The organism is Pseudoflavonifractor hominis (assembly GCF_014288125.1).
GTDB classification, from domain to species: domain Bacteria; phylum Bacillota; class Clostridia; order Oscillospirales; family Oscillospiraceae; genus Pseudoflavonifractor_A; species Pseudoflavonifractor_A gallinarum.
In genome coordinates this window covers 356,045-377,109 of record NZ_JACOPR010000001.1, presented here as the reverse complement: position 1 = coordinate 377,109, position 21,065 = coordinate 356,045, and the positions used below count along the sequence as shown (strand labels likewise).

Annotated in this window: 17 protein-coding genes; 14 read left to right on the top strand and 3 right to left on the bottom strand. The window is 65.5% G+C overall.

The annotated features are described in order from the left end of the window. The first annotated feature begins 1 nt into the window (after position 1). From H8S34_RS01805 to hpf, 4 genes are all read left to right on the top strand, one after another. Positions 2–1,309, top strand: coding sequence for a S1C family serine protease (locus tag H8S34_RS01805; protein WP_186962877.1), 1,308 nt, complete (start codon positions 2–4; stop codon positions 1,307–1,309). Positions 1,310–1,496: 187 nt separating this feature from the next. Further along, entirely contained in the window at positions 1,497–2,651 is a 1,155-nt protein-coding gene (locus H8S34_RS01800; RefSeq protein WP_101693649.1) for an amidohydrolase, read from the top strand. 29 nt (positions 2,652–2,680) lie between these two features. Then, positions 2,681–3,523, top strand: a complete 843-nt coding sequence (locus tag H8S34_RS01795) for a fumarate hydratase (RefSeq protein ID WP_101693648.1) — start codon at positions 2,681–2,683, stop codon at positions 3,521–3,523. A gap of 146 nt (positions 3,524–3,669) precedes the next feature. Further along, complete coding sequence (gene hpf, locus H8S34_RS01790; RefSeq protein WP_101693647.1) at positions 3,670–4,212, top strand: ribosome hibernation-promoting factor, HPF/YfiA family; 543 nt, start codon at positions 3,670–3,672, stop codon at positions 4,210–4,212. 407 nt (positions 4,213–4,619) lie between these two features. Here the strand turns inward: hpf and H8S34_RS01785 are convergent, their stop codons facing one another. Beyond that, positions 4,620–5,564, bottom strand: a complete 945-nt coding sequence (locus H8S34_RS01785) for a hypothetical protein (protein WP_186962876.1) — start codon at positions 5,562–5,564, stop codon at positions 4,620–4,622. Positions 5,565–5,579: 15 nt separating this feature from the next. Beyond that, the gene (locus tag H8S34_RS01780) at positions 5,580–6,050 is read right to left on the bottom strand and encodes an RNA polymerase sigma factor (protein ID WP_366485549.1); all 471 of its coding nucleotides are present in this window, start codon (positions 6,048–6,050) and stop codon (positions 5,580–5,582) included. Positions 6,051–6,215: 165 nt separating this feature from the next. Between H8S34_RS01780 and H8S34_RS01775 the strand changes: the two genes are divergently transcribed. From H8S34_RS01775 to H8S34_RS01730, 10 genes are all read left to right on the top strand, one after another. Continuing rightward, on the top strand, positions 6,216–6,950 hold the full coding sequence (locus H8S34_RS01775; RefSeq protein WP_328821014.1) for an ABC transporter ATP-binding protein: 735 nt from the start codon (positions 6,216–6,218) through the stop codon (positions 6,948–6,950). Continuing rightward, positions 6,940–9,402 (top strand): COG1361 S-layer family protein, encoded by a 2,463-nt coding sequence (locus tag H8S34_RS01770; RefSeq protein ID WP_186962875.1) that lies wholly within the window; start codon positions 6,940–6,942, stop codon positions 9,400–9,402. The genes H8S34_RS01775 and H8S34_RS01770 overlap by 11 nt, the downstream gene beginning before the upstream one ends. Then, the gene (locus tag H8S34_RS01765) at positions 9,399–10,736 is read left to right on the top strand and encodes an ABC transporter permease (protein WP_186962874.1); all 1,338 of its coding nucleotides are present in this window, start codon (positions 9,399–9,401) and stop codon (positions 10,734–10,736) included. The genes H8S34_RS01770 and H8S34_RS01765 overlap by 4 nt, the downstream gene beginning before the upstream one ends. A gap of 259 nt (positions 10,737–10,995) precedes the next feature. Beyond that, complete coding sequence (locus tag H8S34_RS01760) at positions 10,996–15,420, top strand: S-layer homology domain-containing protein (protein ID WP_186962873.1); 4,425 nt, start codon at positions 10,996–10,998, stop codon at positions 15,418–15,420. Positions 15,421–15,586: 166 nt separating this feature from the next. Next, a complete protein-coding gene (locus tag H8S34_RS01755) occupies positions 15,587–16,120 on the top strand; it encodes a helix-turn-helix domain-containing protein (protein ID WP_186962872.1) in 534 nt (177 codons plus the stop codon). Then, positions 16,110–17,507 carry a replicative DNA helicase gene (locus H8S34_RS01750; RefSeq protein WP_186962871.1) on the top strand — a complete coding sequence of 466 codons (1,398 nt, stop codon included), beginning with the start codon at positions 16,110–16,112 and terminating at the stop codon, positions 17,505–17,507. Before H8S34_RS01755 ends, H8S34_RS01750 begins: the two co-directional genes overlap by 11 nt. Next, positions 17,504–18,385 (top strand): hypothetical protein, encoded by an 882-nt coding sequence (locus tag H8S34_RS01745; RefSeq protein ID WP_186962870.1) that lies wholly within the window; start codon positions 17,504–17,506, stop codon positions 18,383–18,385. Before H8S34_RS01750 ends, H8S34_RS01745 begins: the two co-directional genes overlap by 4 nt. A 10-nt stretch (positions 18,386–18,395) precedes the next feature. Next, positions 18,396–18,737 (top strand): hypothetical protein, encoded by a 342-nt coding sequence (locus H8S34_RS01740; RefSeq protein WP_186962869.1) that lies wholly within the window; start codon positions 18,396–18,398, stop codon positions 18,735–18,737. Further along, positions 18,734–18,868 carry an XkdX family protein gene (locus H8S34_RS01735; RefSeq protein ID WP_101693637.1) on the top strand — a complete coding sequence of 45 codons (135 nt, stop codon included), beginning with the start codon at positions 18,734–18,736 and terminating at the stop codon, positions 18,866–18,868. The genes H8S34_RS01740 and H8S34_RS01735 overlap by 4 nt, the downstream gene beginning before the upstream one ends. Before the next feature lie 82 nt (positions 18,869–18,950). Next, complete coding sequence (locus H8S34_RS01730) at positions 18,951–19,796, top strand: N-acetylmuramoyl-L-alanine amidase (protein ID WP_186962868.1); 846 nt, start codon at positions 18,951–18,953, stop codon at positions 19,794–19,796. A 381-nt stretch (positions 19,797–20,177) separates the two neighbouring features. On the opposite strand, the gene H8S34_RS01725 is transcribed toward H8S34_RS01730, so the two are convergent. Then, positions 20,178–20,963 carry a hypothetical protein gene (locus H8S34_RS01725; RefSeq protein ID WP_186962867.1) on the bottom strand — a complete coding sequence of 262 codons (786 nt, stop codon included), beginning with the start codon at positions 20,961–20,963 and terminating at the stop codon, positions 20,178–20,180. Between the last annotated feature and the right edge of the window lie 102 nt (positions 20,964–21,065).

Sequence of the window (21,065 nt, the reverse complement as noted above, 5' to 3'; positions counted from 1 at the left end):
CATGCACAACTATTATTTTGACCGGCCCGACCTGGCCGGGGAGGAGCTTCCCCTCCCCGCCGGAGGGGAGGAGGGCTACCGCTTTCGCCCGGCGGATGGGGAGATGCCGCCCCTCCCGCCCCGCAGGCCACCCAAATACCCCCGGCGCCCCAACCGGATCCGGCGGCGGGCCGTATGGGTGCTGTGCCTCTTTCTGGTGGTGCTGCTGGGGGGGAGCGGGGCGCTCCTGGCCCTGGGGATGAACGGCCTGCTCCCCTGGAGCGGCACGGCCGATCCCCCCGATTACGTCTACTCCCTGCCCGAGGAGGAGCCGGAGTACCCCACCACGGTGGAGCGGGCCCCTCTGGGGGACGGGACCGTCCTCACCCTCCACGCCGCCCCCGGCGGGGCCGAGCTGAGCGCCGAGGAGATCTATGCGAAAAATTCCCCCTCCATCGTCAGCATTGAGAGCACCCGCCCCGACGGGGTCTCCCAGGGGACGGGGATCGTCTTTTCCCAAGACGGGTACATCCTCACCAACCACCATGTGATCGCCGGTGCCTCCGTGGTGACGGTGAGCCCGCTGGAGGGCTCCAGCCACTACAACGCCCTCCTGGTGGGGAGCGACAGCCAGACCGACCTGGCCGTCCTCAAGGTGGAGGGCCCGACCGACTTCACCCCCGCGGAGTTCGGCGTCTCCGACACCCTCCGGGTGGGGGAGCGGGCCTATGCCATCGGCAACCCCCTGGGGGCCCAGCTCCCGGGTACCATGACCGAGGGGATCATCTCCTTCCTGGACCGCTCCATGTCGGTGGACGGGTATGAGATGGAGCTCATCCAGACCGACGCCGCCCTCAACTCGGGCAACTCCGGCGGTGCCCTGGTCAACCGGTACGGACAGGTCATCGGGGTGACCACCCTCAAGATGATGTCCGACTTCGACACCATCGAGGGCCTGGGCTTCGCCATCCCCTCGGCCACCGTCAAGGCCATCGCCGACGAGCTCATCGCCCAGGGCCATGTGGGGGGACGCCCCACCATCGGCATCACGGCGGGCCCCTCCTACTACTACGTGGAGGAGGGATATGACGGGCCGGAGGGCCTGTATGTGGTGAGCGTGGAGCCCCGCTCCGACGCCTGGGCCAAGGGCCTGCGGGCGGGGGACATCATCCTCAAGACCAACGGACAGCCCACCCCCACCATCGAGGCCCTCAACGCCGTCAAGGAGGAGCTGGGCGTGGGGGACACCCTGGAGCTGGAGTTCTACCGGGACGGGGAGTACCGAACCATAACCGTGGCGCTGGTGGAGCAGTATACCCTCCAGCCGTGAGCAAAAAAGGGGGCACTCTCCCTGCGGAGAGCGCCCAAAGCATACATAAGAGAGAATGGAATGTGAGCTTATCCCTCGTGATAAGCCCAGACGCGGGATCGGACCAATTGGCCGAGCTGCAAGTATAAGATAACTCAATTTCCTGAAAATGTCAAATGGAACATTTGTAGAAAGAGGTCGAACACCAATGCTGATCTATAACGGAGTGGTCCATCCCATGGACGGACCGGTCATTCCCCACGGTTATGTGCGCATGGAGGGGGGTATCCTTCAGGAGGTGGGTCCCATGGAGGCCTGTCCCGCCGTGGAGCAGGGGGACCTGGACGCCGCGGGGGGCCACATTATCCCCGGCTTTGTGGACGCCCACTGCCACCTGGGGCTCTTCGGCAACGCCGTGGGCTTTGAGGCCGACGACGGGAACGAGTCCACCGACCCCTGCACCCCCCATCTGCGGGCCATCGACGCCATCAATGTGCTGGACCGCTGCTTTGAGGAGGCCCGTGCGGGGGGCGTGACCACCGTGCTCACCGGCCCGGGCAGCGCCAACCCCATCGCCGGGCAGTTCGCCGCCATCAAGACCAATGGACGCTGGGTGGACGAGGCGGTGGTCCTGGCCCCGGCCGCCATGAAATTCGCTCTGGGCGAAAACCCCAAGACGGTGTACAATGAGCGCAAGGAGACCCCGGTCACCCGCATGGCCACCGCCGCCATCATCCGGGAAAACCTCTCCAAGGCCCTGGAGTACCGGGACAAGCAGGAGAAGGCCGCCCTGGACCCCGATCTGGACGGGCCCGACCTGGACGTGAAGCTGGAGGCCCTGGGGGCCGTGGTCACCGGGACCCTGCCCGCCCACTTCCACGCCCATCGGGCCGACGACATCGCCACCGCCGTGCGCATCGCCCGGGAGTTCGGCCTGCGCTTTGTGATCGTCCACGGCACCGAGGGCTATCAGGTGGCCGATCTGCTGGCCGAGGCCGGGGTGGGGGTCATCACCGGCCCCTGCCTGGGGGACCGCTGCAAGCCGGAGCTGGCCGGCCACACCCTGGAGAACCCGGTGCTGCTGGCCAAGGCGGGGGTCAAGGTGGCCATCTGCACCGACCACCCGGAGACCCCGGTGCAGTACCTGCCCCTGTGCGCCGCCATGGCGGTGCGGGCGGGCATGGCGGAGGAGGAGGCCCTGGCCTGCATCACCCGCAACGCCGCCGAGCTGGGGGGCGTGGGGGACCGGGTGGGCACCCTCACCCCGGGCAAGGACGCCGACGTGGTGGTCACCAGCGCCCATCCGCTGGACTGGAAGAGCCGGGTGGAGCACGTGTTCATCCAGGGCGTGCCCGTGAAATAAGAACAAGAGACAAAAAGGGGAGAGCCGTTATGAGAGACATCAGCTGTGAGGAGATCACCCGCACCGTGCGGGATCTGTGCATCCAGGCCAACTGCCACCTGCCCGTGGACGTGCAGGAGGCCATCGTGAAGGCGGAGGGGAGCGAGCGCTCCCCGGTAGGAAAGGCCATCCTGGGCGACCTGGAGGAGAACTTCCGCTTCGCCGACGCGCGGGAGCTGCCCATCTGCCAGGACACCGGCATGGCCGTGGTCTTTGTGGAGCTGGGGCAGGAGGTCCACATCACCGGGGGCCTCCTCTCCGACGCGGTGAACGCGGGGGTGGCCCAGGGCTATGTGGAGGGACACCTGCGCTGCTCGGTGGTGGGGGACCCCCTGCGCCGGGTGAACACCAACAACAATACCCCCGCCATAATCCACCTGACGCTGGTGGAGGGGGACCGGCTCTCCATCACCGTGGCCCCCAAGGGCTTCGGCAGCGAGAACATGACCGCCCTGCGGATGCTCAAGCCCTCGGTGGGCCCGGAGGCGGTAGTGGACTTCATCGTGGAGGCCGTGTCCAACGCCGGGAGCAATCCCTGTCCCCCCATCGTGGTGGGCGTGGGCGTGGGCGGCACCTCCGAGATGGCCACCCTGCTGGCCAAGCGGGCCCTCCTGCGCCCGGTGGACCAGCACAACGAGGACCCCTTCTACGCCGATCTGGAGGCCAAGGCCCTGGCCCGCATCAACGCCCTGGGCATCGGTCCCCAGGGTCTGGGCGGCACCACCACCGCGCTGTCGGTGTGCATCCTCCACTACGGAACCCACATCGCCGGTCTGCCCTGCGCGGTGAACATCGGGTGCCATGTCACCCGTCACGCCAGCGCCGTCTTGTAAAAAATCCTGAAAACAGGGTGGAAATTTTTTGCGGATGTGGTATAATTGTGACAAGGAAATCGCTGGGCGGTTTCTCCATACGGGTCCCATGACCCGTGGGCAACGACAAAAGCCCTCTCATCCAGAGGGCGGAAGGAGCTGACACTATGAAGTTCGTGTTTACTGACAAGAAGGTTAACCTCCCCAACAAGGTGCATGCCTATGCTGAGAAGAAAGTGGGCAAGCTGGACCGCTATTTCAAGGCGGACGCGGAGGCTTCCATTGTCTTTAGTGTTGAAAAAGACCGCAACAACGTGGAACTGACGGTCCGCTCCGGCGGCACCATCATCCGCGTGGCGGAGAGTACGTCCGATATGTTCGCCACCATCGACGCCGCGGTGGCCTCGGTGGAGCGGCAGCTGCGCAAGAACAAGGCCCGCCTGGAAAAGCGCCTGCGCCAGGACGCCTTTGTCCGCTCGGTGGAGGAGGAGATCTCCTCCTTCGTGCCCGAGGTGGAGGAGGATGAGTTCCGCATCGTCCGCACCAAGAAGTTCCCCATCAAGCCCATGACGGTGGAAGAGGCGGTGCTCCAGATGAACCTGGTGGACCACACCTTCTTCGCCTTCAAGGACGTGGACAACGACGGCGCCTTCTCCGTGGTGTATAAGCGCAACGACGGCGGCTACGGCCTGATCGAAGACGCCGAATAACGCCAAATCAAAAAATACCAGACGGCCCCCCGGGAGCAATTCCCGGGGGGCCTTTTTGCATGTGCGGATGCGGGTTTGCTGGTAAGAGCCTCGCAGAGTTCCGCCGTCCGCAGACGGCGGAAGAGAGTTAAATCGTGTTTTCCGGCGGCGTGTACGTCGGAAAACACTCTGCTCAGGCCGCAAGTGTGCGAGCCGGGAACCCAAACGAAGCCCAGCGAAGCGGGGTTGTTTGGGAGAGGAGGGGCAAGGGAGTGAAGTGAGCCCTGGCCGCAAGGCCAGGGGGAACGGTACGGACTTTGCCCCGACGAAGTGCATGCAGCGGGCTGCATCTCCCTCGAAAAAATGCTTGCATTTTTGAGAAGACCCCCCGGGAGCAATTCCCGGGGGGCCTTTTTGCATGTGCGGCCTTAGCGGGCCGGGTGGACGCGGGGAACGGGGGAGGGGGATTCCTCCAGGACGGCGGTGCCCAGGCTCTTGGGCAGCTGCCGCTGGAGGGGTTCCAGGGTAAAGCCGTGCAGAGGGTCTGTCCCGCGGCGGACGATCCCCTTGACCATGGTCTGGGCGGGGTCCAGGTGGCCCGGGGCGTTGCGCCCCTCGAAAAAGACCCCCAGCTGGGAGGTGCGGAAGAAGACCCGGGCCAGGTATCCGGCGGAGCCGTCCGCCTCCTGGGGGGTGAGGGAGTAGCCGCTGACCTCCACCCCGTTTTCCGTCCAGGTGGCATAGCCCTCATAGTGCTCGTTCATGGGAGGGTCCTGTCCGGGGGCCAGGACCAGGGAGAAGGAATCCTCCCCCCGCTCCCCCTGGATCCAGGCCCGCCAGAGGGTCCCGTCGGCCCGGAGGATGTAGCCCCCCGTCAAGGTGAAGCCCTCCCAGCCGTAGGAGATGGCCAGGTCGGTGGGGTCCTCCGTGCCGAACACCGAGAGGATCTGCTCCGCCGTCATGACATACTGGGTGGTATCCGGGGTGGGGATCCCCGTGCAGGTCACCATGCAGGGGGTGCCGGTCAGGTCGGGGAGAGCCAGGGCCTCCTGGGTGAAGGCGTAGCCCTCCGGCAGGGGGGGCACGGTCAGGGTGTCGGCCTGGGGGTCCCAGGAGGGCGCGGGGGTGGGGGAGACCGCTGCCAGGGCGGGGAGGGTGGACTCGCCGGGGAGAAGGGCGGTCCCGGCGGTATTCCCCAGCCAGAGCCCCCAGGCCCCCGCGCACACCAGGGCGAACAGAGCGGCCAGCGCGCCCAGGGGCAGCAGGCGGCGGCGGAGCGGGCGGGCGGGGGGATGCTCCAGCGCCTCCATGAGCTCCAGGTGGGCGATGGGGGAGAGGGTCAGGCGGTCCATATAGGTGCAGTAGTCTTTCATGGAAAAGCTCCTTTCTTACAGCGTGTCGTCCTGGAGCAGGGCGCGCAGCTTCTTGCGGGCGCGGGAGAGCCGGGAGCGGACCGTCCCCTCCCGCTCGCCCAAAATTCCGGCGATCTCCGCCGTGGAGCAGCCCTCGTAGTAGAAGAGGTGGACGGCCGCCCGGTCCCGGGGCGGCAGGGCCTGCACCGCCTCCAGGGCGTCGTGCTCCTCCGGCGTGGCGGCGGGGTAGGTCTCCAGCAGGGGGGCGCGCCGCCTGCGCCAGGGGGAGCGGAGGCGGCTCTTGCAGCCGTTCACCGTCACCCGCAGCAGCCAGGCCCGCTCGTGGGCGGCGTCCGGACAGTTGGGCGTCTTCTCCAGCCAGGCCAGGAAGGCGTCCTGTACCGCGTCCTCGGCCTCGTGGGCGTCCCCCAGGATGGCCGCCGCCGCCCGGTAGAGGGTGTGTTCATGGGTGCGGACCAGATGGTCCAGACGCGTGGGATCGGTCACATCCGATTCCTCCTTTCCTCTCTTCAACCTATAAACGCAGGAGAGGGCCCAAATGCTGCACGGAGCCGAAAAAATTTCTTCTTTTCTTTCCAAATCTTAAACCTGGGCAAAGGGTGTGTAAAGATGCAGGGCGTAAGATACCTCTCGGAAAGGGGGGAGCGTCCTGTGAACGGACCTGACCTGCGCGGCCGCCCCGTCATCGAGGTGAAGGACCTCCGCAAGGAGTATCCCATCGGCGATGAGACGGTAGTGGCCCTGAAACGCATCAACCTGCACGTCATGCGGGGGGAGATCTGCTGCATCTTCGGCACCTCCGGCTCGGGGAAGAGCACCCTGCTCAACCAGCTGGCCGGCATGGAGAAGCCCACCCGGGGAGAGGTGCGCATCGGCGGCGTGCCCATCTCCCGCCTGAGCGAGCGGCAGCTGGCCTCCTTCCGGCAGCAGCACCTGGGCTTCGTGTTCCAGTCCTACAACCTGCTGCCCAACCTGACCGCCACCGAGAACGTGGCCATGCCGCTCATGTTCCGGGGAGTCCCCCGGGCCGAGCGGGAGGCGGCGGCCCGGAAGCTGCTGTGCCGGGTGGGGCTCTCCCACCGGCTGGACCACTTCCCGGGGCAGATGTCGGGCGGCCAGCAGCAGCGGGCGGGCATCGCCCGGGCCTTCATCGCCCGGCCCGACGTGGTCTTTGCCGACGAGCCCACCGGAAACCTGGACTCCAAGACCACCGCCGAGATCATGGAGATGATCTGCGCCTTTGCCCGCCGCTACCACCAGACCATCATCCTGGTCACCCACGACCCGGAGATGGCCGCCTACGCCGACCGCATCGTCACCCTCATCGACGGGGAGATCGTGGGCAACCAAGTCAACCAGAAGGAGAAGAGTCAATATGAAGCGTAATCCATTCCGCCGGGGCGGGGCCCTCCTGCTCCTCCTGGCGCTGCTGCTGGGCGTGCTGCCCGCCGCGGCCGCCGCCGAGGGGGGCACCCTCTATGTGACAGGCTACACCGTCCAGGACTCCGCCGGGCGCACCGCCGCCCGGGTCACCAAGGGCGACACCGTCAACATCGCCGTCACCGTCAAGGACACCGGGGACGGCACCGGCGCCGGCGACCCCGCCGCCCTGGACATCACCAAGCTGGAGGACAGCTTCACCGGCGGGAGCGTCAATGTCCGCCGGGTCTCCGAGGACGGAGCCCCCCTGCGCTACGAGATCCTCCTGAGCGGCGTCACCTACAAGGGCGTGGGGCAGAGCCTGCGCCTCCAGGTGGGCACCGCCGGACAGGCCGACTCCTACCAGACCATGGAGGTGACCGTCACCGAGGCCGTGGTCTACGAGGCCCCCGAGCGGGTCCCCGACATCCCCTCCACCCCGGACGCCGCCCCCGTCCCCCTGGTGACGGTCTCCCGCAATGAGCTCAAGCAGCCCATCCAGGCCGGGCAGGAGGCGGAGCTCACCATCACCTTCCGCAACCTGAGCAACGCCCGGCTGAAATCCCCCGTGGCCGTCTTCACCCCCACCGAGGGCCTGGAGATCCTGGGGGGGAGCAACTCCTTCCCCCTGGACGAGATCGCCGGGAAGAAGAGCGCCACCGTCAAGCTCCGGATCAAGGCGGCCAGCGTCATCCAGAGCCCCGCCCAGTCCCTGGGGGTGGAGCTGCGCTTCAACTACCACAACAACATCTCCCTGGTCCAGGGGAGCATCACCGACAAGATCAGCATCCCCGCCCTGGGCCGGGAGAGCGTGCCCCAGCCCCCGGTGCTGGTCACCCGCTCCCCCCTGGAAAAGCCCGTGGCCCCCGGGGAGACCCGAGAGGTGACCATCTCCTTCCAGAACAGCGGCACCACCAAGCTGGTGGGGGCGGTGGCGGCCGTCACCGCCAGCGAGTCCCTGATGCTCCTCAACGACACCACCACCTTCCTCCTGGGGGACATCGCGCCGGGCAAGACCGGGAGCATCACCGTCCGCTTTCAGGCCGCCCGGGACATGAACTCGGCCAACCAGTCCCTGAGCACCGAGCTCAAGTTCGGCTACGACAACGGCGGCATGCTCACCCAGGCCACCGCCTCCGACAAGGTGGGCATCCCCGCCGTGCCCCGGGAGAGCGTGGCCCAGCCCCTGGTGATCCTCACCCGCTCGGCCGCCCCCAAGCCCCTGGCCGCCGGGGAGAGCCGGAGCGTGGAGCTCTCCTTCCGCAACGCGGGGACCACCAAGGTGGTCTCCCCCATGGTGACGGTGACCCCCTCGGACGCCATCCTGCTTTTGAACGACGCCTCCTCCTTCCTCCTGCCCGACCTGGAGCCGGGGAAGAGCGCCTCCCTCACCCTGCGCATCCAGGGGGCGGCCGAGATCAGCTCGGCCAACCAGTCCCTGAGCACCGAGCTGAAATACAGCTACCACAACGGGGAGACCATGGCCCAGGCCACCGCCTCCGACCGCATCAACCTCACCGCCGTCCCCACCGGGAAGGGGGACAGCCCCCAGCCCAACGTGGTCATCCGCTCCTTCTCCTACGGGGAGGGGTCGGTGGCCTCGGGGAGCTCCTTCCCCCTCTCCTTCACCTTTGAGAACACCGGGCGGCTGGGGATCGAAAACCTGGTGATCACCGTGGAGGGCGGGGAGAGCTTCGCCATGAACGGCAGCACCAACACCTTCTACTACCCCGCCCTGGGCGCCGGGGAGAGCCAGACCCGGGAGGTCCCTATGCGGGCCGTCCCCACCGGCAAGAGCGGCGCCCAGAGCGTCTCCATCGGCTTCAAGTACGAGTATGTGGACGGGGCCAAGCGCGCCCAGGCCACCTCGGACATCAAGGTCTCCATCCCCCTCTATCAGCCCGACCGCCTCCAGATCAACGCCCCCACCCTGCCCGAGACCGCCACCGAGGGGGAGGAGCTGGAGCTCACCCTGGCCTATGTGAACAAGGGCAAGGACGACATCGCCAACGTGGAGGCCACCGTGGTGGGCGAGGGGGTGACCACCCCCGCCCGGACCCAGTACCTGGGCAACCTCAGCGCCGGGAGCAGCGGGGCCATCGGCTTCGCCGTCACCCCCGAGAAGGCCGGGCCCCTCTCCCTGGTCCTCCGGGTCACCTATGAGAACGCCGACCAGCAGCTCCAGACCCGGGAATTCCCCGTGGAGCTCCAGGTGGAGGAGTTCGTCCCCGCCGAGGACCCGGCCCCCGGAGCGGGGGAGGAGGAGGGACAGCCCTTCCCCTGGCCCCTGGTCCTGGGCGGCAGCGGCGGCGGACTGGTGCTCCTCCTGGCCCTCCTCCGGTGGAAGAAGGGCCGCGCCAAGCCCCAGACCGAGGAGGGCGGGGACTGGACCTCCTGGGAGGAGGAGAGTGAGCCTTGAGACGCAAGGACCTGATGCGCATGTGCCTGCAAAACCTGCTGCGGCGGAAATCCCGCACCCTTCTGACGGTGCTGGGGGTGTTCATCGGCTGCTGCTCCATCGTCATCATGGTCTCCCTGGGCATCGGCATGAAGGAGGCCCAGGAGAGCCTGCTGGCCCAGATGGGGGACCTGACCATCATCACGGTCAACGCCCCCCAGGGGGGCAAGGGCAAGACCAAGCTGGACGAGGCCCTGGTCAAGCGCCTGCGCAGTCTGGGGGGCGTGGAGGCCGTCACCCCCAAGCAGAGCCTGGAGGCCGACCGCATCCGCCTTCTGGCGGGCACGGGCAACCGGTACATCGCCGAGTGGACCACCGTGGCCGGGGTGGACATGGACACCCTGGAGCCCCTGGGCTTCCGCCTCACCCAGGGGGCGGCCGCCCACCGGAGCGGGGAGGTCATGGCGGGGGAGTACCTGGCCTATAACTTCAAGGACACCCTGCGCCCCGAGGGGCGGAACATGGTGGACCGCTGGGGCGGGGAGCTGGACGAGAACGGACAGCTCACGGAGTTTCCGCCCCCCTACCTGGACCCCATGAAGGGGAAGATGACCCTGGAGATCGAGCACGACGGGGGCAAGTACACCTTCCCCATCACGGTGGCCGGGGTGACCAAGGAGGACTACGCCAAGGGGAGCGAGACCTCCGACGGGCTGATGATGAGCCTGTCCGACCTGCGGGGCATCTGGGACAAGATCCAGCGGGGGAAGAAGAAGGCCCTCCCCTACACCTCGGTGCTGGTGAAGGTCACGGGCATCGACCAGGTGGAGCCGGTGGAGCAGGAGATCAAGGCCATGGGCTACAACACCGAGTCCATGGAGAGCATCCGCAAGCCCATGGAGCAGGAGGCCCGGCAGAAGCAGATGATGCTGGGCGGCCTGGGGGCCATCTCCCTCTTCGTGGCCGCCCTGGGCATCACCAACACCATGATCATGTCCATCTCCGAGCGCACCCGGGAGATCGGCATCATGAAGTCCCTGGGCTGCTATGTCACCGACATCCGGGTGATGTTCCTGGCCGAGGCGGGGGCCATCGGCCTGATCGGCGGGGTGGTGGGCTGCGTGAGCAGCGGGATCATCTCCCTGATCGTGAACCTGGTCTCCCTGGGGCCGTCGGTGGAGAACCTGCTCCCCGCCCTGCTGGGGGGCGAGGGGGTGCGGCGGCTGTCGGTGATCCCCCTGTGGCTGCCGGTGTTCGGCATCTTCTTCTCGGTGCTCATCGGCCTGGCCTCCGGGTACTATCCCGCCAACAAGGCGGTGCAGATCCCGGCGCTGGAGGCCATCAAAAGCGAATAGGATCTCCCTCTCACGGGGCTCTCCGCACACAGGGCGGGGGGCCCCGTTTTGGCGCGGAGCAGGGGGGTTGACCGAAATGACAAAGCGCAAAACACTATGCAGCCAGGATATTGTATCTTGTGACAAAATGGGATAGAGTTATCCCAGAAAGGTTTCCTTAATTTGACTTTCGTTCGGGAAACACAGGAGAGGAGTGGTATTTGACCCTGTTTTTCATTGCTCGGATACCCAAAATCAGAAGAAGGAGTGATACAAGATCATGACCAGAATCAAGCGCCTGCTGTCCTCGCTGGTGGCGTGCTGCATGGTGCTGATGCTTCTGCCGGTCTCGGCGCTGGCGGCCAATACGGCCAACCGGGACAACTTTATCACGGACTTCCAGAAGATGGACCACAGCGGATGGACCGCCGTGTCCACAGCGGAGGACCTGAAGAACATCAGCAGCGATCTGAGCGGCGCCTACTACCTGACCGGGGACATCGATCTCTCCGGGGAGGAGTGGGTCCCCCTCGGCAGCCAGAGCAAGCCCTTTACCGGCACGCTGGACGGCTGCGGGTATGTGATCCGCAATCTGACCATCACCGGGCGGAACGGACGGAACGACTTCGGTCTGTTCGGCGCGGCCAGAAATGCCCAGATCTTTGACCTGGGCCTGGAGAACGTGAACATCAAGGTGAACAGCGACTCCCAGGGCAGCACCACCGCCTCCAACGTGGGCGGCCTGGTGGGCTATGCCACCAGCACCGCCGGAGGGGCCACGGTCCTCATGAACTGCTATGTGACCGGCACGGTCTCCTTCAATTCCTCCGGCGAGTCGGCCGGCTACGTGGGCGGCCTGGTGGGCCGGGCCGAGACCAACCGCTACAGCAGCACCTACGGCAGCAGCGTGATGGTGTCGGCCTCCTACAACCGGGCCAAGGTGACGGGCAGCGGATACAGCTGCGCCGTGGACGCCGGCGGCCTGGTGGGCTATGCCCACTCCAAGGACGAGTACGGCCGCCTGGGGATGCAGTACTGCTTCAACACCGGCGCCGTGACCGCCTATGCCTCCACCGCCTACACCACGGCCGGCGGCCTGGTGGGCAGCAACTATTCCAGCAGCTCCATCCATGTCTGCTACAACGCCGGCGACATCTGGAGCACCGGCGGACAGGGGATGGGCGGCATGTACCGCTCCTCCTTCCTGGCCGGCGGCCTGGTGGGTGACAACGGCAATGCCGTGCTCATCCACGGCTCCTACAACTACGGCGACGTGACGGCCGAGAACACTGACTCCACCAACGACTGCGACGTGGTCGCCGGCGGCCTGGTGGGCCAGGGCAACTACCAGACCGGTGTGGAGCAGAGCTACAACGCCGGTGAGGTCAGCGCCGAGGGCAACTACGGCGCCGCCCGGGCGGGCGGTCTGGCCGGCCTCATCCACGCCATTCGGGAGGACTACAACCTGCGCAGCGGCGCCTACTTCACCGACAGCTTCGTCCTGTCCGACTCGGTGGCGGTCTACGGCCGCGCCGACGTGAGCAAGGCCGCCCTGGTCTACACCACCGACGCCGAGCCCGGCAAGTGGGTGGACAACGGCTTTGGCAACATCTGGCAGGAGGGCACCAAGGACACCGTCACCAAGAACACTGCCCTGGCCGTGGACGACATCAGCGGCAACGCCGAGGACAACGCCAAGGGCGGCAAGATCACCCGCGCCCAGGCCAGCCAGTGGAGCACCTACGCCGCCGAGGGCTGGACCAGCGATTATTGGCAGTCCGTGAGCGATTGCCCCTATCCCCAGCTCTTCTTCCAGAACGAGACTCTGGGCTACACCGGCGGCGCCGTGCGGGGCGAGCTGGGCGGCACCGTCACCATCGACAACCCCGCGCCCCGGATGGGCGACACCCTCACCGCCGTGACCACCGGCCTCACGGTGACCCCGGATGAGGCCGAGATGGGCACCCTCTCCTACCAGTGGATGCGCTCCGGCTCGGCCATCTCCGGCGCGGTGGGCGCCTCCTACCAGCTCACCGCCCAGGACGTGGGCCACACCATTCGCGTGGCGGTGCAGGCCTCCAACTGCACCGGCACCGTGACCTCCGACCCCACCGCCAGCGTGGGCAAGGGCATCTACTCCGGCACCGCCCAGCTGACTCAGAACATCCGGGTGGGCGAGACCGGCGGCTCGGTGGACGTGAACCTGAACCGCCTGGTGCCCGACGCCCTCAACCCCAGCTATACCTATGTGGGCATGACCGACACCGACGGCATCCTGAGCGGGGAGCCCGCCATCTCCGGCTCCACCATGACCGTGACCTACAACCCGGTCTATGAGGTGGACAAGACGGCCTCCATCGACCTGAAGATCGCCTCCGACACCTACGAGGAGATCAACGCCGTGGTGACCATCCGCTCGGCCAACAAGGACGTGCTCCCCGAGGGGGCCATCCTGTGCGGCGACGTGAGCGTCCCCTACAGCGGTGAGAGCCAGGGCGTGGGCCCGGCCAGCGTCACCGGCGAGTATACCGGCGGGGAGTTCACCTTCACCTACCAGTATCAGGGCCAGGGCTATGACAGCATGACGCCTCCCACCGACGTGGGTACCTACACCGTCACCATCACCGCCGAGAATGACGACTACCTGGGTACCGCCACCGCCGCCCTGACCATCACCCCCAAGGCCCTGAGCGCCGAGATGGCGTCGGTCTCCCGGGTGACCTATGACGGCCAGGGCCACACCCCCGCCCTCCTCGTGGAGGACGGCGGCAGCACCCTGGTGCAGGATCGGGACTACACCGCCGCCCTCACCGAGCGCACCGCCGCGGGCACCTACCCCGTGGAGATCACCGGTATGGGCAACTACACCGGCACCGTCACCGTGGACTTTGTGATCGAGCCCAAGGACATCGCGGGCGCCGCCGTGACCCTGCCCCAGGACGGCTTCGTCTACACCGGCAGCCCCGTGGAGCCTGAGGTCACCTCCGTGACCGTGGACGGCCTCACCCTGAGCCAGGGCGATTACACCGTAAGCTACACCAACAACACCGCCGTGGGCGTGGGCACCGTGACCGTCACCGGTCAGGGCAACTTCACCGGCACGGCGGAGAAGGACTTCGTCATCACCGAGTCTGACTACTACTTCTCCATCACCGCCCCCAAGACCATGGTGGTGGGCCAGAACGCCTCCGCCTCCGCCGCCCTGGTGGGCCTGGAGAGCGCGTCTGCCTATGACCACGCCCTCATCCAGATCACGGTGGAGGGTCCCGAGGGGGCCAAGCCCCAGATCCTGGCCACCGACACCACCGGTCAGGAGCACAACCTGGCCGAGGTGGGCCAGTGGGGCCCCGACGGCGGCTTCCATGTGGAGGCCGGCTACCGGGCCGACACCCCCCTGAAGCTGGTCTTTGATCAGCCGGGCACCTACAAGGCCACCTTCCAGCTGGTGGACCTGGACCAGGACCGCGCGGTGCTGGGCGGCGGGTCCTTCCAGATCACGGTGGGCCACGCCTACACCTTTGACATCGAGGCCCCCGACACCCTGCGTCCCAACCAGAGCGGCCAGGGCAGCGCCACCCTGAAGGGCGATCCCAACGCCCCCGCCTATGCCCACGCCCTCATTCAGATCGCGGTGGAGGGTCCCGAGGGGGCCAAGCCCCAGATCCTGGCCACCGACGAGACCGGCAAGGAGTACAACCTGGCTGAGGTGGGCCAGTGGGGCCCCGACGGCGGCTTCCCGGTGAGCGCCAATTACAGCGCCAAGACCGACCTGAAGCTGGTCTTTGACCAGAAGGGCACCTACAAGGCCACCTTCCAGCTGGTGGATCTGGACTCCGGCAAGGTCATCGGCGCCGGGGAGAAGACCATCGAGGTCCGCAATCCCAGCTCGGGCGGCTCCTCCAGCACCTACGCCATCAAGGTGGAGGAGAGCGAGCACGGCAAGGTGACCAGCAGCAGCACCTGGGCCTCCCAGGGCGCCACGGTGACCCTGACCGTCCAGCCCGACGAGGGCTATGTGCTGGACACCCTCACCGTCACCGACCGGGACGGGGAGGAGCGCAAGCTCACCGAGAAGAGCGAGAACAAGTACACCTTCACCATGCCCGACACCTCCGTCACCGTGGAGGCCACCTTTGTGGAGGAGGGCGCGGTGACCCTGCCCTTCACCGACGTGAAGGAGGGCGACTGGTACTATGAGGCCGTGTGCTACACCTATGAGCACCACATGATGACGGGCACCAGCGACACCCAGTTTGCCCCCGCCGCCAACCTCACCCGCGGCATGATCGCCCAGGTCCTCTACAACCTGGAGGAGAAGCCCGCCGCGGCCGGCACCTCCTTCGTGGATGTCCCCGCCGACGCCTGGTATGCCAAGGCGGTCAACTGGGCGGCCTCCGCCGGCATCGTGGACGGCTACGGCAGCGGCAAGTTCGGCCCCGAGGACCCGGTCACCCGGGAGCAGATGGCCGCCATCCTCTACCGCTACGCCCAGTACAAGGACTACGACGTCACCGCCACCGCCGACCTGAGCGCCTTTGCCGACCGGGACAAGATCTCCGGCTGGGCCGAGCACGCCATGTCCTGGGCGGTGGGCGACGGTCTCCTGAACGGCAAGACCGCCACCATCCTGGATCCCACCGGCACCGCCACCCGGGCGGAGGTGGCCCAGATCCTCATGAACTTCGCGGAGAACACGGCGAAATAAACCGCATTCATTTCCACCTTTTCGTAGCCAACGGGCGCTCTGAAACAGAGCGCCCGTTGGTCTTTTTTTACGGAAACTTGTCTTTCAAAAATATCTTGACAAGATACTAGAACGGGTGTATGATATCCTATAAGGAGATTATAGAACATTAGTACGAGGATATGCCATGGAACAGAGGAGACAGAGTGCATCGGACTGGGTCCGGATCCCGGCCGCCCTCCGGTATGACCGGCGGCTGTCCGCCAAGGCCAAGCTGCTGTACGGGGAGATCGAGGCCCTCGCCTGCCGGACGGGGTACTGCCACGCCCACAACGGCTATTTCTGCGCCCGCCTGGGGATGAGCGACCGGACCGTCACCCGGCTGCTGGCCGAGCTGGTCCGGGAGGGATACCTGCGCCTGGAGGTGCGCCGGGGGCCGGACCGGCAGGTGCTGGAGCGGCGGATCTTCCCCGGCCGGGCGGGGGAGGAGCGGGTACCCCCTCCCGACAGAAATGACGGGACCCCTCCTGACAAAATTGACGGGACCCCTCCCGACAAAAATGGCGGAGAGAGTAAGTCAAGAAAAGAGAATATACCCCCTGAAGTCCCCCAGGAGGGGGACGGTGTGTTCCACAGGAGCGGGAGGCGGAAGACGCGGGGGGCGCGCAGGTATCACCTGGAACTGATCGACGGGGAGGAGGTAGTGGTCTATGATGACTGACGGCCTGGAGGCCGAACAGGCGGTGGTGGGCTCCATCCTGCTGGACGGGCAGTGCCTGCCGGTGGTGGAGGGGCTGCTCCGGCCGGAGGACTTCGTGCTGGAGGCCGACCGGGCCATCTACCGCACGGCGGTAGCCCTGGCCCGGGCCAACCGGCCGGTGGACCCCCTGACCATCCTGGAGGAGGCCCGGACCCGGCACGCCGACGTGAGCCGGGAATACCTGATGCAGCTCATGGAGATCACCCCCACCGCCGCCAATGTGGAGCTCTACGCCAGGCAGGTGCGGGAGCAGTCGGTCCGCCGGGCCATCCGGAGCCTGGGGGAGGAGCTCCAGCGGCGGGTGGACGGGCACGACGAGACCGCCGCCATCCTGGCCCAGGCCGGGCGGCGGGTGGAGGAGCTCCAGACCGGGGGCGTGGGCGGGGACCTGCTGGCCCCGGAGGAGTCCCTCCTGGCCTTCTTCGACCACCGGGGGAAGGTGGACGCCGGGACGGCCTGCCGCTTCGTGCCCACCGGCTTCCGGGACATCGACCTGCTGCTGGGGGGCGGGATGCTGGCGGGGGGCATGTACATCCTGGCGGCCCGGCCGGGCATGGGCAAGACCACGGTGGCCCTCAACATCGCCGACCGGGTGGCCGAGCGGAGCGGGCCGGTCCTCTTCGTGTCCCTGGAGATGGACGAGGAGCAGCTCACGGCCAAGCGCCTGAGCCGCCTGGCCGGCATTCCGGGCAGCCGCCTGCTCATGGACCAGCTCACCGAGGAGGAGTATCAGAAGCTGGCCCAGGCCAGCGCCAAGCTCAGCCGCCTGCCCCTGCACATCAACCGCAGCCCCTCGGTCACGGTGGACGACATCGCCCTCCTGGCCCGGCAGGTGAAGGACCTCCGGCTCCTGGTGGTGGACTACATCGGAAAGATCTCCCCCGGCCGGGAGGGGCGGCGGAAGGACCGCATCGAGTACATGACCGAGATCTCGGGGGCCCTCAAGACCCTGGCCCGGACCCTGCGCATCCCGGCCCTGGTGCTCTGCCAGCTCAACCGCCAGACCGAGGGCCAGCGGGACCGGGTGCCCCAGCTCTCCCACCTGCGGGACACCGGGGCCATCGAGCAGGACGCCGACGGGGTGCTCTTCCTCTACCGGGCGGACTACTACGACCGGCACAGGCCCGGCGGCTTTGCCCCCTCCCCGCTGGAGATCATCGTGGCCAAGAACCGCCACGGCGGGACGGGGACGTGCGAGATGGCGGCCTGCCTGGCCCTGAGCAAGCTCCACCCGGTGAGCAACGATCCCCGGCGGGCCTGGCAGAGGGCCTGCGCGGCGGAGGGGGTGGGGAGGAAGGAGCATACCCCGGCGGAGAATGAGAAGCGTTCGGAGGAGAGGACAGGATGACCAATACGACCAACTATGGGCTGCGAAAGCCGGAGAAACAGGATCCCGTGGACATTGCGGACCTGAATTACAACGCCGACGCCATCGACGCGGCCATGCACGAGAACCGGACGACACGGGCCGACCTGAAATTGTCCAACCTGGACACGGCCCAGGAGGCACTGGCCAACCTGGGGGCGGAGGTGCGCAGGAACCTGCTGTGCAACGGCTGCTTTACCGGCGGGGGCAGCCAGAAGGGGGAGGGAGCCCTCCCCATCAATCAGCGGGGGGCGGTCCTCTATACGGGGGGCTACACCATGGACGGCTGGAAGCTGAGCGGGGGCACGCTGGCCATAAAGGAGGACTGCGTCGAGGTGGAGGCCCCGGCGGAAGCCCTGGTTACGCTGGAGTGCGCCGTGGAAGCGCCCGCCCAATACAGCGGCAGGACCCTCACGCTGTCCGCGCTGGCCGAGCGGGTCAGCGGGACGGAGTACTGCTATATCACGAACATCTTTGACACCTATAAAAAAGATGCGGCCATTCCGGACGAAAAGGGGGTCTGCGCCCTGACGGATACCGCCGGGACGCTGAGCGCCGCCCTGAAATTTGTGTTTGTGTGCGGCAAGGGGTGCAAGATCCGGCTGTACGCCGCAAAGCTGGAGGAGGGGGAGGTCCAGACGCTGAGCTGGAGAGATGCGTCTGGCAGGCCGCAGCTCTTTGCCGGGCCGGAATACGGGAAGGCGCTGGCCGCCTGCCAGCGGTATTTCCAGCTCTATTCCGCGGCGGACCAGCGGCCTGAGCGAGCGGTCGACTGCCGCCCGGTCATGCGGATCGACCCCACCCCCGGAACGGTCCGGATCGGGGAGGTCACTTATTACACGAATTCGGCGGAACTGTAAAGGAGGGGCTATGCTTTACGAAGAGAAGAGCACCGTGTACGTCCGGTTGGACGGCGACAGGATCACAGACATCAACAGCTCCGCGTTTCTGGGCGACACCCGCGGATGGACGGCCATCGACGCCGGAACCGGAGACCGGTTTCGGCACGCATATCGGCACTATCTCCCGGGCCGGCCGCTGGACGGCGACGGCATATCCCTGTGGAAGCTGGCGGGCGGCAAGCCGGTGGAGCGCACAGCGGAGGAGATGGAGGCCGACCGGGCGGCGCTGGTCCCGCCCGCGCCCACCGCGCTGGAGCAGCTCCGGGCGGACGTGGATTTTCTGGCCATCATGCAGGGGGTGGAACTGTGAATGTGGAGGAACTGGCCCGGAAATACTATCCCCGCCTCTGGGACAAGCGGCGCATCGAGGCGCTGGTGGCGGCGGGCCGCCTGAGCCGGGAGGCGGCGGAGGCCATCCTGCGCGAAGCGGAGCAGGCCTGAGAGGCAAACGAGCGGAAAATCCCCGGAGCAGAGACCGCCGCGGGCTGGCGGGCCGACCCGGGAGGGAGACAAGGAGGACACCATGAGCAGACAGTACACCGTCACGCCCGCCGTGGGCGTGAACATCCGCAGCGGCCCGGGTACGGGCTATGGAAAGACGGGAGCCTATCCCTGCGGAACGGTGGTCACCGTCCTGGAGGAGAAGGAGGGGTGGGGACGCACCGACAAGGGCTGGGTCTCCCTGGACTACCTGGAGCCGGTAAAGGCCCCTCAGCGGACCACTGACAACGGCATTGCCATCCAGACCGACTACATCCCCCAGGGCCGGAAGAACCGCCCCGGCGGAGCAAACCCGTGCAGCTACCTCACCATCCACGAGACCGGAAACGCCGCCCGGGGGGCGGACGCCGCGGCCCACGCCTCCTACCTGAAGGGGGACAGTGCCGCCAACGCCCTGGTGAGCTGGCACTACACGGTGGACGACCACGCCATCGTCCAGCACCTGCCGGATACCGAGACGGCCTATCACGCCGGGGACGGGGCCAAGGGCCCCGGCAATGCCCAGAGCATCGGCATGGAGCTCTGCGTGGACGCGGGCGGAGACTGGGAAAAGGCAAAGCAGAACGCGGCCGCTTTGGTGCGCCTCCTGAGGGCGGAGCACGGCATCCCCCTGGAGCGGGTGGTGCAGCACCACCATTGGAACGGCAAGGACTGCCCCCATACCATCCGGCACACCCCCGGCGGCTGGGAGGAATTCCTGGGGCTGTGCGAGGGGGCCCCGGCCGCCGATCTGGACGCCGATGTGGAGGTGCTGGCCCAAGCCGGGATCGTGAAGAGCCCGGACTACTGGAAGAGCGGCGGCGGCTACGCGGATGCCAACGTGGTGTGCCTCCTCCACGCCATGGCGGCCTATGTGAGGGGGAAGTGACCCGGCGGGGAGAGGAAACAGGGGTAAGATTTCGTGTAACTGTTTTTGTATCTTTTGAAAGCAATTGAGACAGCTGTTTTGAGTCGATATTTTCCCTGGACTGTTGCAGCTCCAGGACTTTTTAATAGAAAGTATGAGCGGCTTTGAGGACACGCAGCCACGGGGCCCCGCACAGCGGGGCGGCGCTTTTGTGCCGTACAAGCGTTTTGGGCCTTTGGTCCAAAACCTTGGCGCAGGGGCAATTCATTTGCCCCGAGCATTTTAAGTAAGAGGGTGGAGGCGGATTTCAGCCGCCGAAACCCAAAAAGAAGGACACGCCGAAGCGTGTCCTTCTTTTTGGAACATCGCAACAGTATAGATGTCGCACAATATGTGAAAGGATTATTTTTCTCTCAACCTCATGGTGTGCTGTATCCACAAGTCTGTGTAAGTTTTTGACAAGCGGTCACTTTCTTCTTTGGTCACTACGCCATTTGGAAATAAGACGCCACAGAAAAAGGCAATTTTACTTTGCGGATCATATATGCGTTCTTCCATTGGCCTATTAATACTTTCATGAGTTTCAGAATTTATCCATTTCAAAAAAAGTTGATCCATCAAATCTAATGCTTTGTTTTTTCCGTACAAGGCGTTTGCTATAAGTACGCCATAAAACGCTGTTGCATGTTCTCTCTTCAGAAAATGACAATTTTGCATTAAATAGTTTATGTAGTCATCATCTTCTTTCGCCTTTCGACTATTTACCATCTCTGTTAATAGGAGCTCAATATCCTGCGTTTTTAATGAAAAGTATTTATTTAATTCCGGACAGCTTACTTTAATACTGTTTAATAGTGCCTCGCTTCTGGGCTTTAGCTCGTCAAGTAGTGGCTTAATCCCATTCATAAAGAAAAGTGCTTCTGTCTGTTCCATACCAGAATACTTTTCGTAAGGAGCGATCTGGTTAAAAATTCCGATTATTATGGCAGCTTCCTCATAGTAACCTGTCAAATCTAATTCCATATTTGTCCGGCATTTCTGCAAGCATTGAAAAAGAGAATGCACAGCGCTAAATTGATTACTTGAGAGATTGCGTTTTGCGTCCGGCAAGTTAATAATAAGGTTAGTAATATCTGCAATAGAAAGAAGTTCCTTGCCACCAGCCTTTATCTTCTCCACTTTTTTCATGGCCTTCAGTCCAGAAAACAATCCCATAATTCAGCTCCCTACTTTAATATTTTGTTGTCATTCCAACAAATATTGAATAGACTGCTTTTCCACTATTTCCAT

What these genes read in the sequence shown, in the direction of transcription:
- H8S34_RS01745 (WP_186962870.1), top strand. Translation starts at nt 17,504, where the DNA reads ATGACCAATACGACCAACTATGGGCTGCGAAAGCCGGAGAAACAGGAT.
- H8S34_RS01725 (WP_186962867.1), bottom strand. Translation starts at nt 20,963, where the DNA reads ATGAAAAAAGTGGAGAAGATAAAGGCTGGTGGCAAGGAACTTCTTTCT.
- H8S34_RS01795 (WP_101693648.1), top strand. Translation starts at nt 2,681, where the DNA reads ATGAGAGACATCAGCTGTGAGGAGATCACCCGCACCGTGCGGGATCTG.
- H8S34_RS01750 (WP_186962871.1), top strand. Translation starts at nt 16,110, where the DNA reads ATGATGACTGACGGCCTGGAGGCCGAACAGGCGGTGGTGGGCTCCATC.
- H8S34_RS01730 (WP_186962868.1), top strand. Translation starts at nt 18,951, where the DNA reads ATGAGCAGACAGTACACCGTCACGCCCGCCGTGGGCGTGAACATCCGC.
- H8S34_RS01770 (WP_186962875.1), top strand. Translation starts at nt 6,940, where the DNA reads ATGAAGCGTAATCCATTCCGCCGGGGCGGGGCCCTCCTGCTCCTCCTG.
- H8S34_RS01760 (WP_186962873.1), top strand. Translation starts at nt 10,996, where the DNA reads ATGACCAGAATCAAGCGCCTGCTGTCCTCGCTGGTGGCGTGCTGCATG.
- H8S34_RS01805 (WP_186962877.1), top strand. Translation starts at nt 2, where the DNA reads ATGCACAACTATTATTTTGACCGGCCCGACCTGGCCGGGGAGGAGCTT.
- H8S34_RS01800 (WP_101693649.1), top strand. Translation starts at nt 1,497, where the DNA reads ATGCTGATCTATAACGGAGTGGTCCATCCCATGGACGGACCGGTCATT.
- H8S34_RS01740 (WP_186962869.1), top strand. Translation starts at nt 18,396, where the DNA reads ATGCTTTACGAAGAGAAGAGCACCGTGTACGTCCGGTTGGACGGCGAC.
- H8S34_RS01785 (WP_186962876.1), bottom strand. Translation starts at nt 5,564, where the DNA reads ATGAAAGACTACTGCACCTATATGGACCGCCTGACCCTCTCCCCCATC.
- hpf (WP_101693647.1), top strand. Translation starts at nt 3,670, where the DNA reads ATGAAGTTCGTGTTTACTGACAAGAAGGTTAACCTCCCCAACAAGGTG.
- H8S34_RS01755 (WP_186962872.1), top strand. Translation starts at nt 15,587, where the DNA reads ATGGAACAGAGGAGACAGAGTGCATCGGACTGGGTCCGGATCCCGGCC.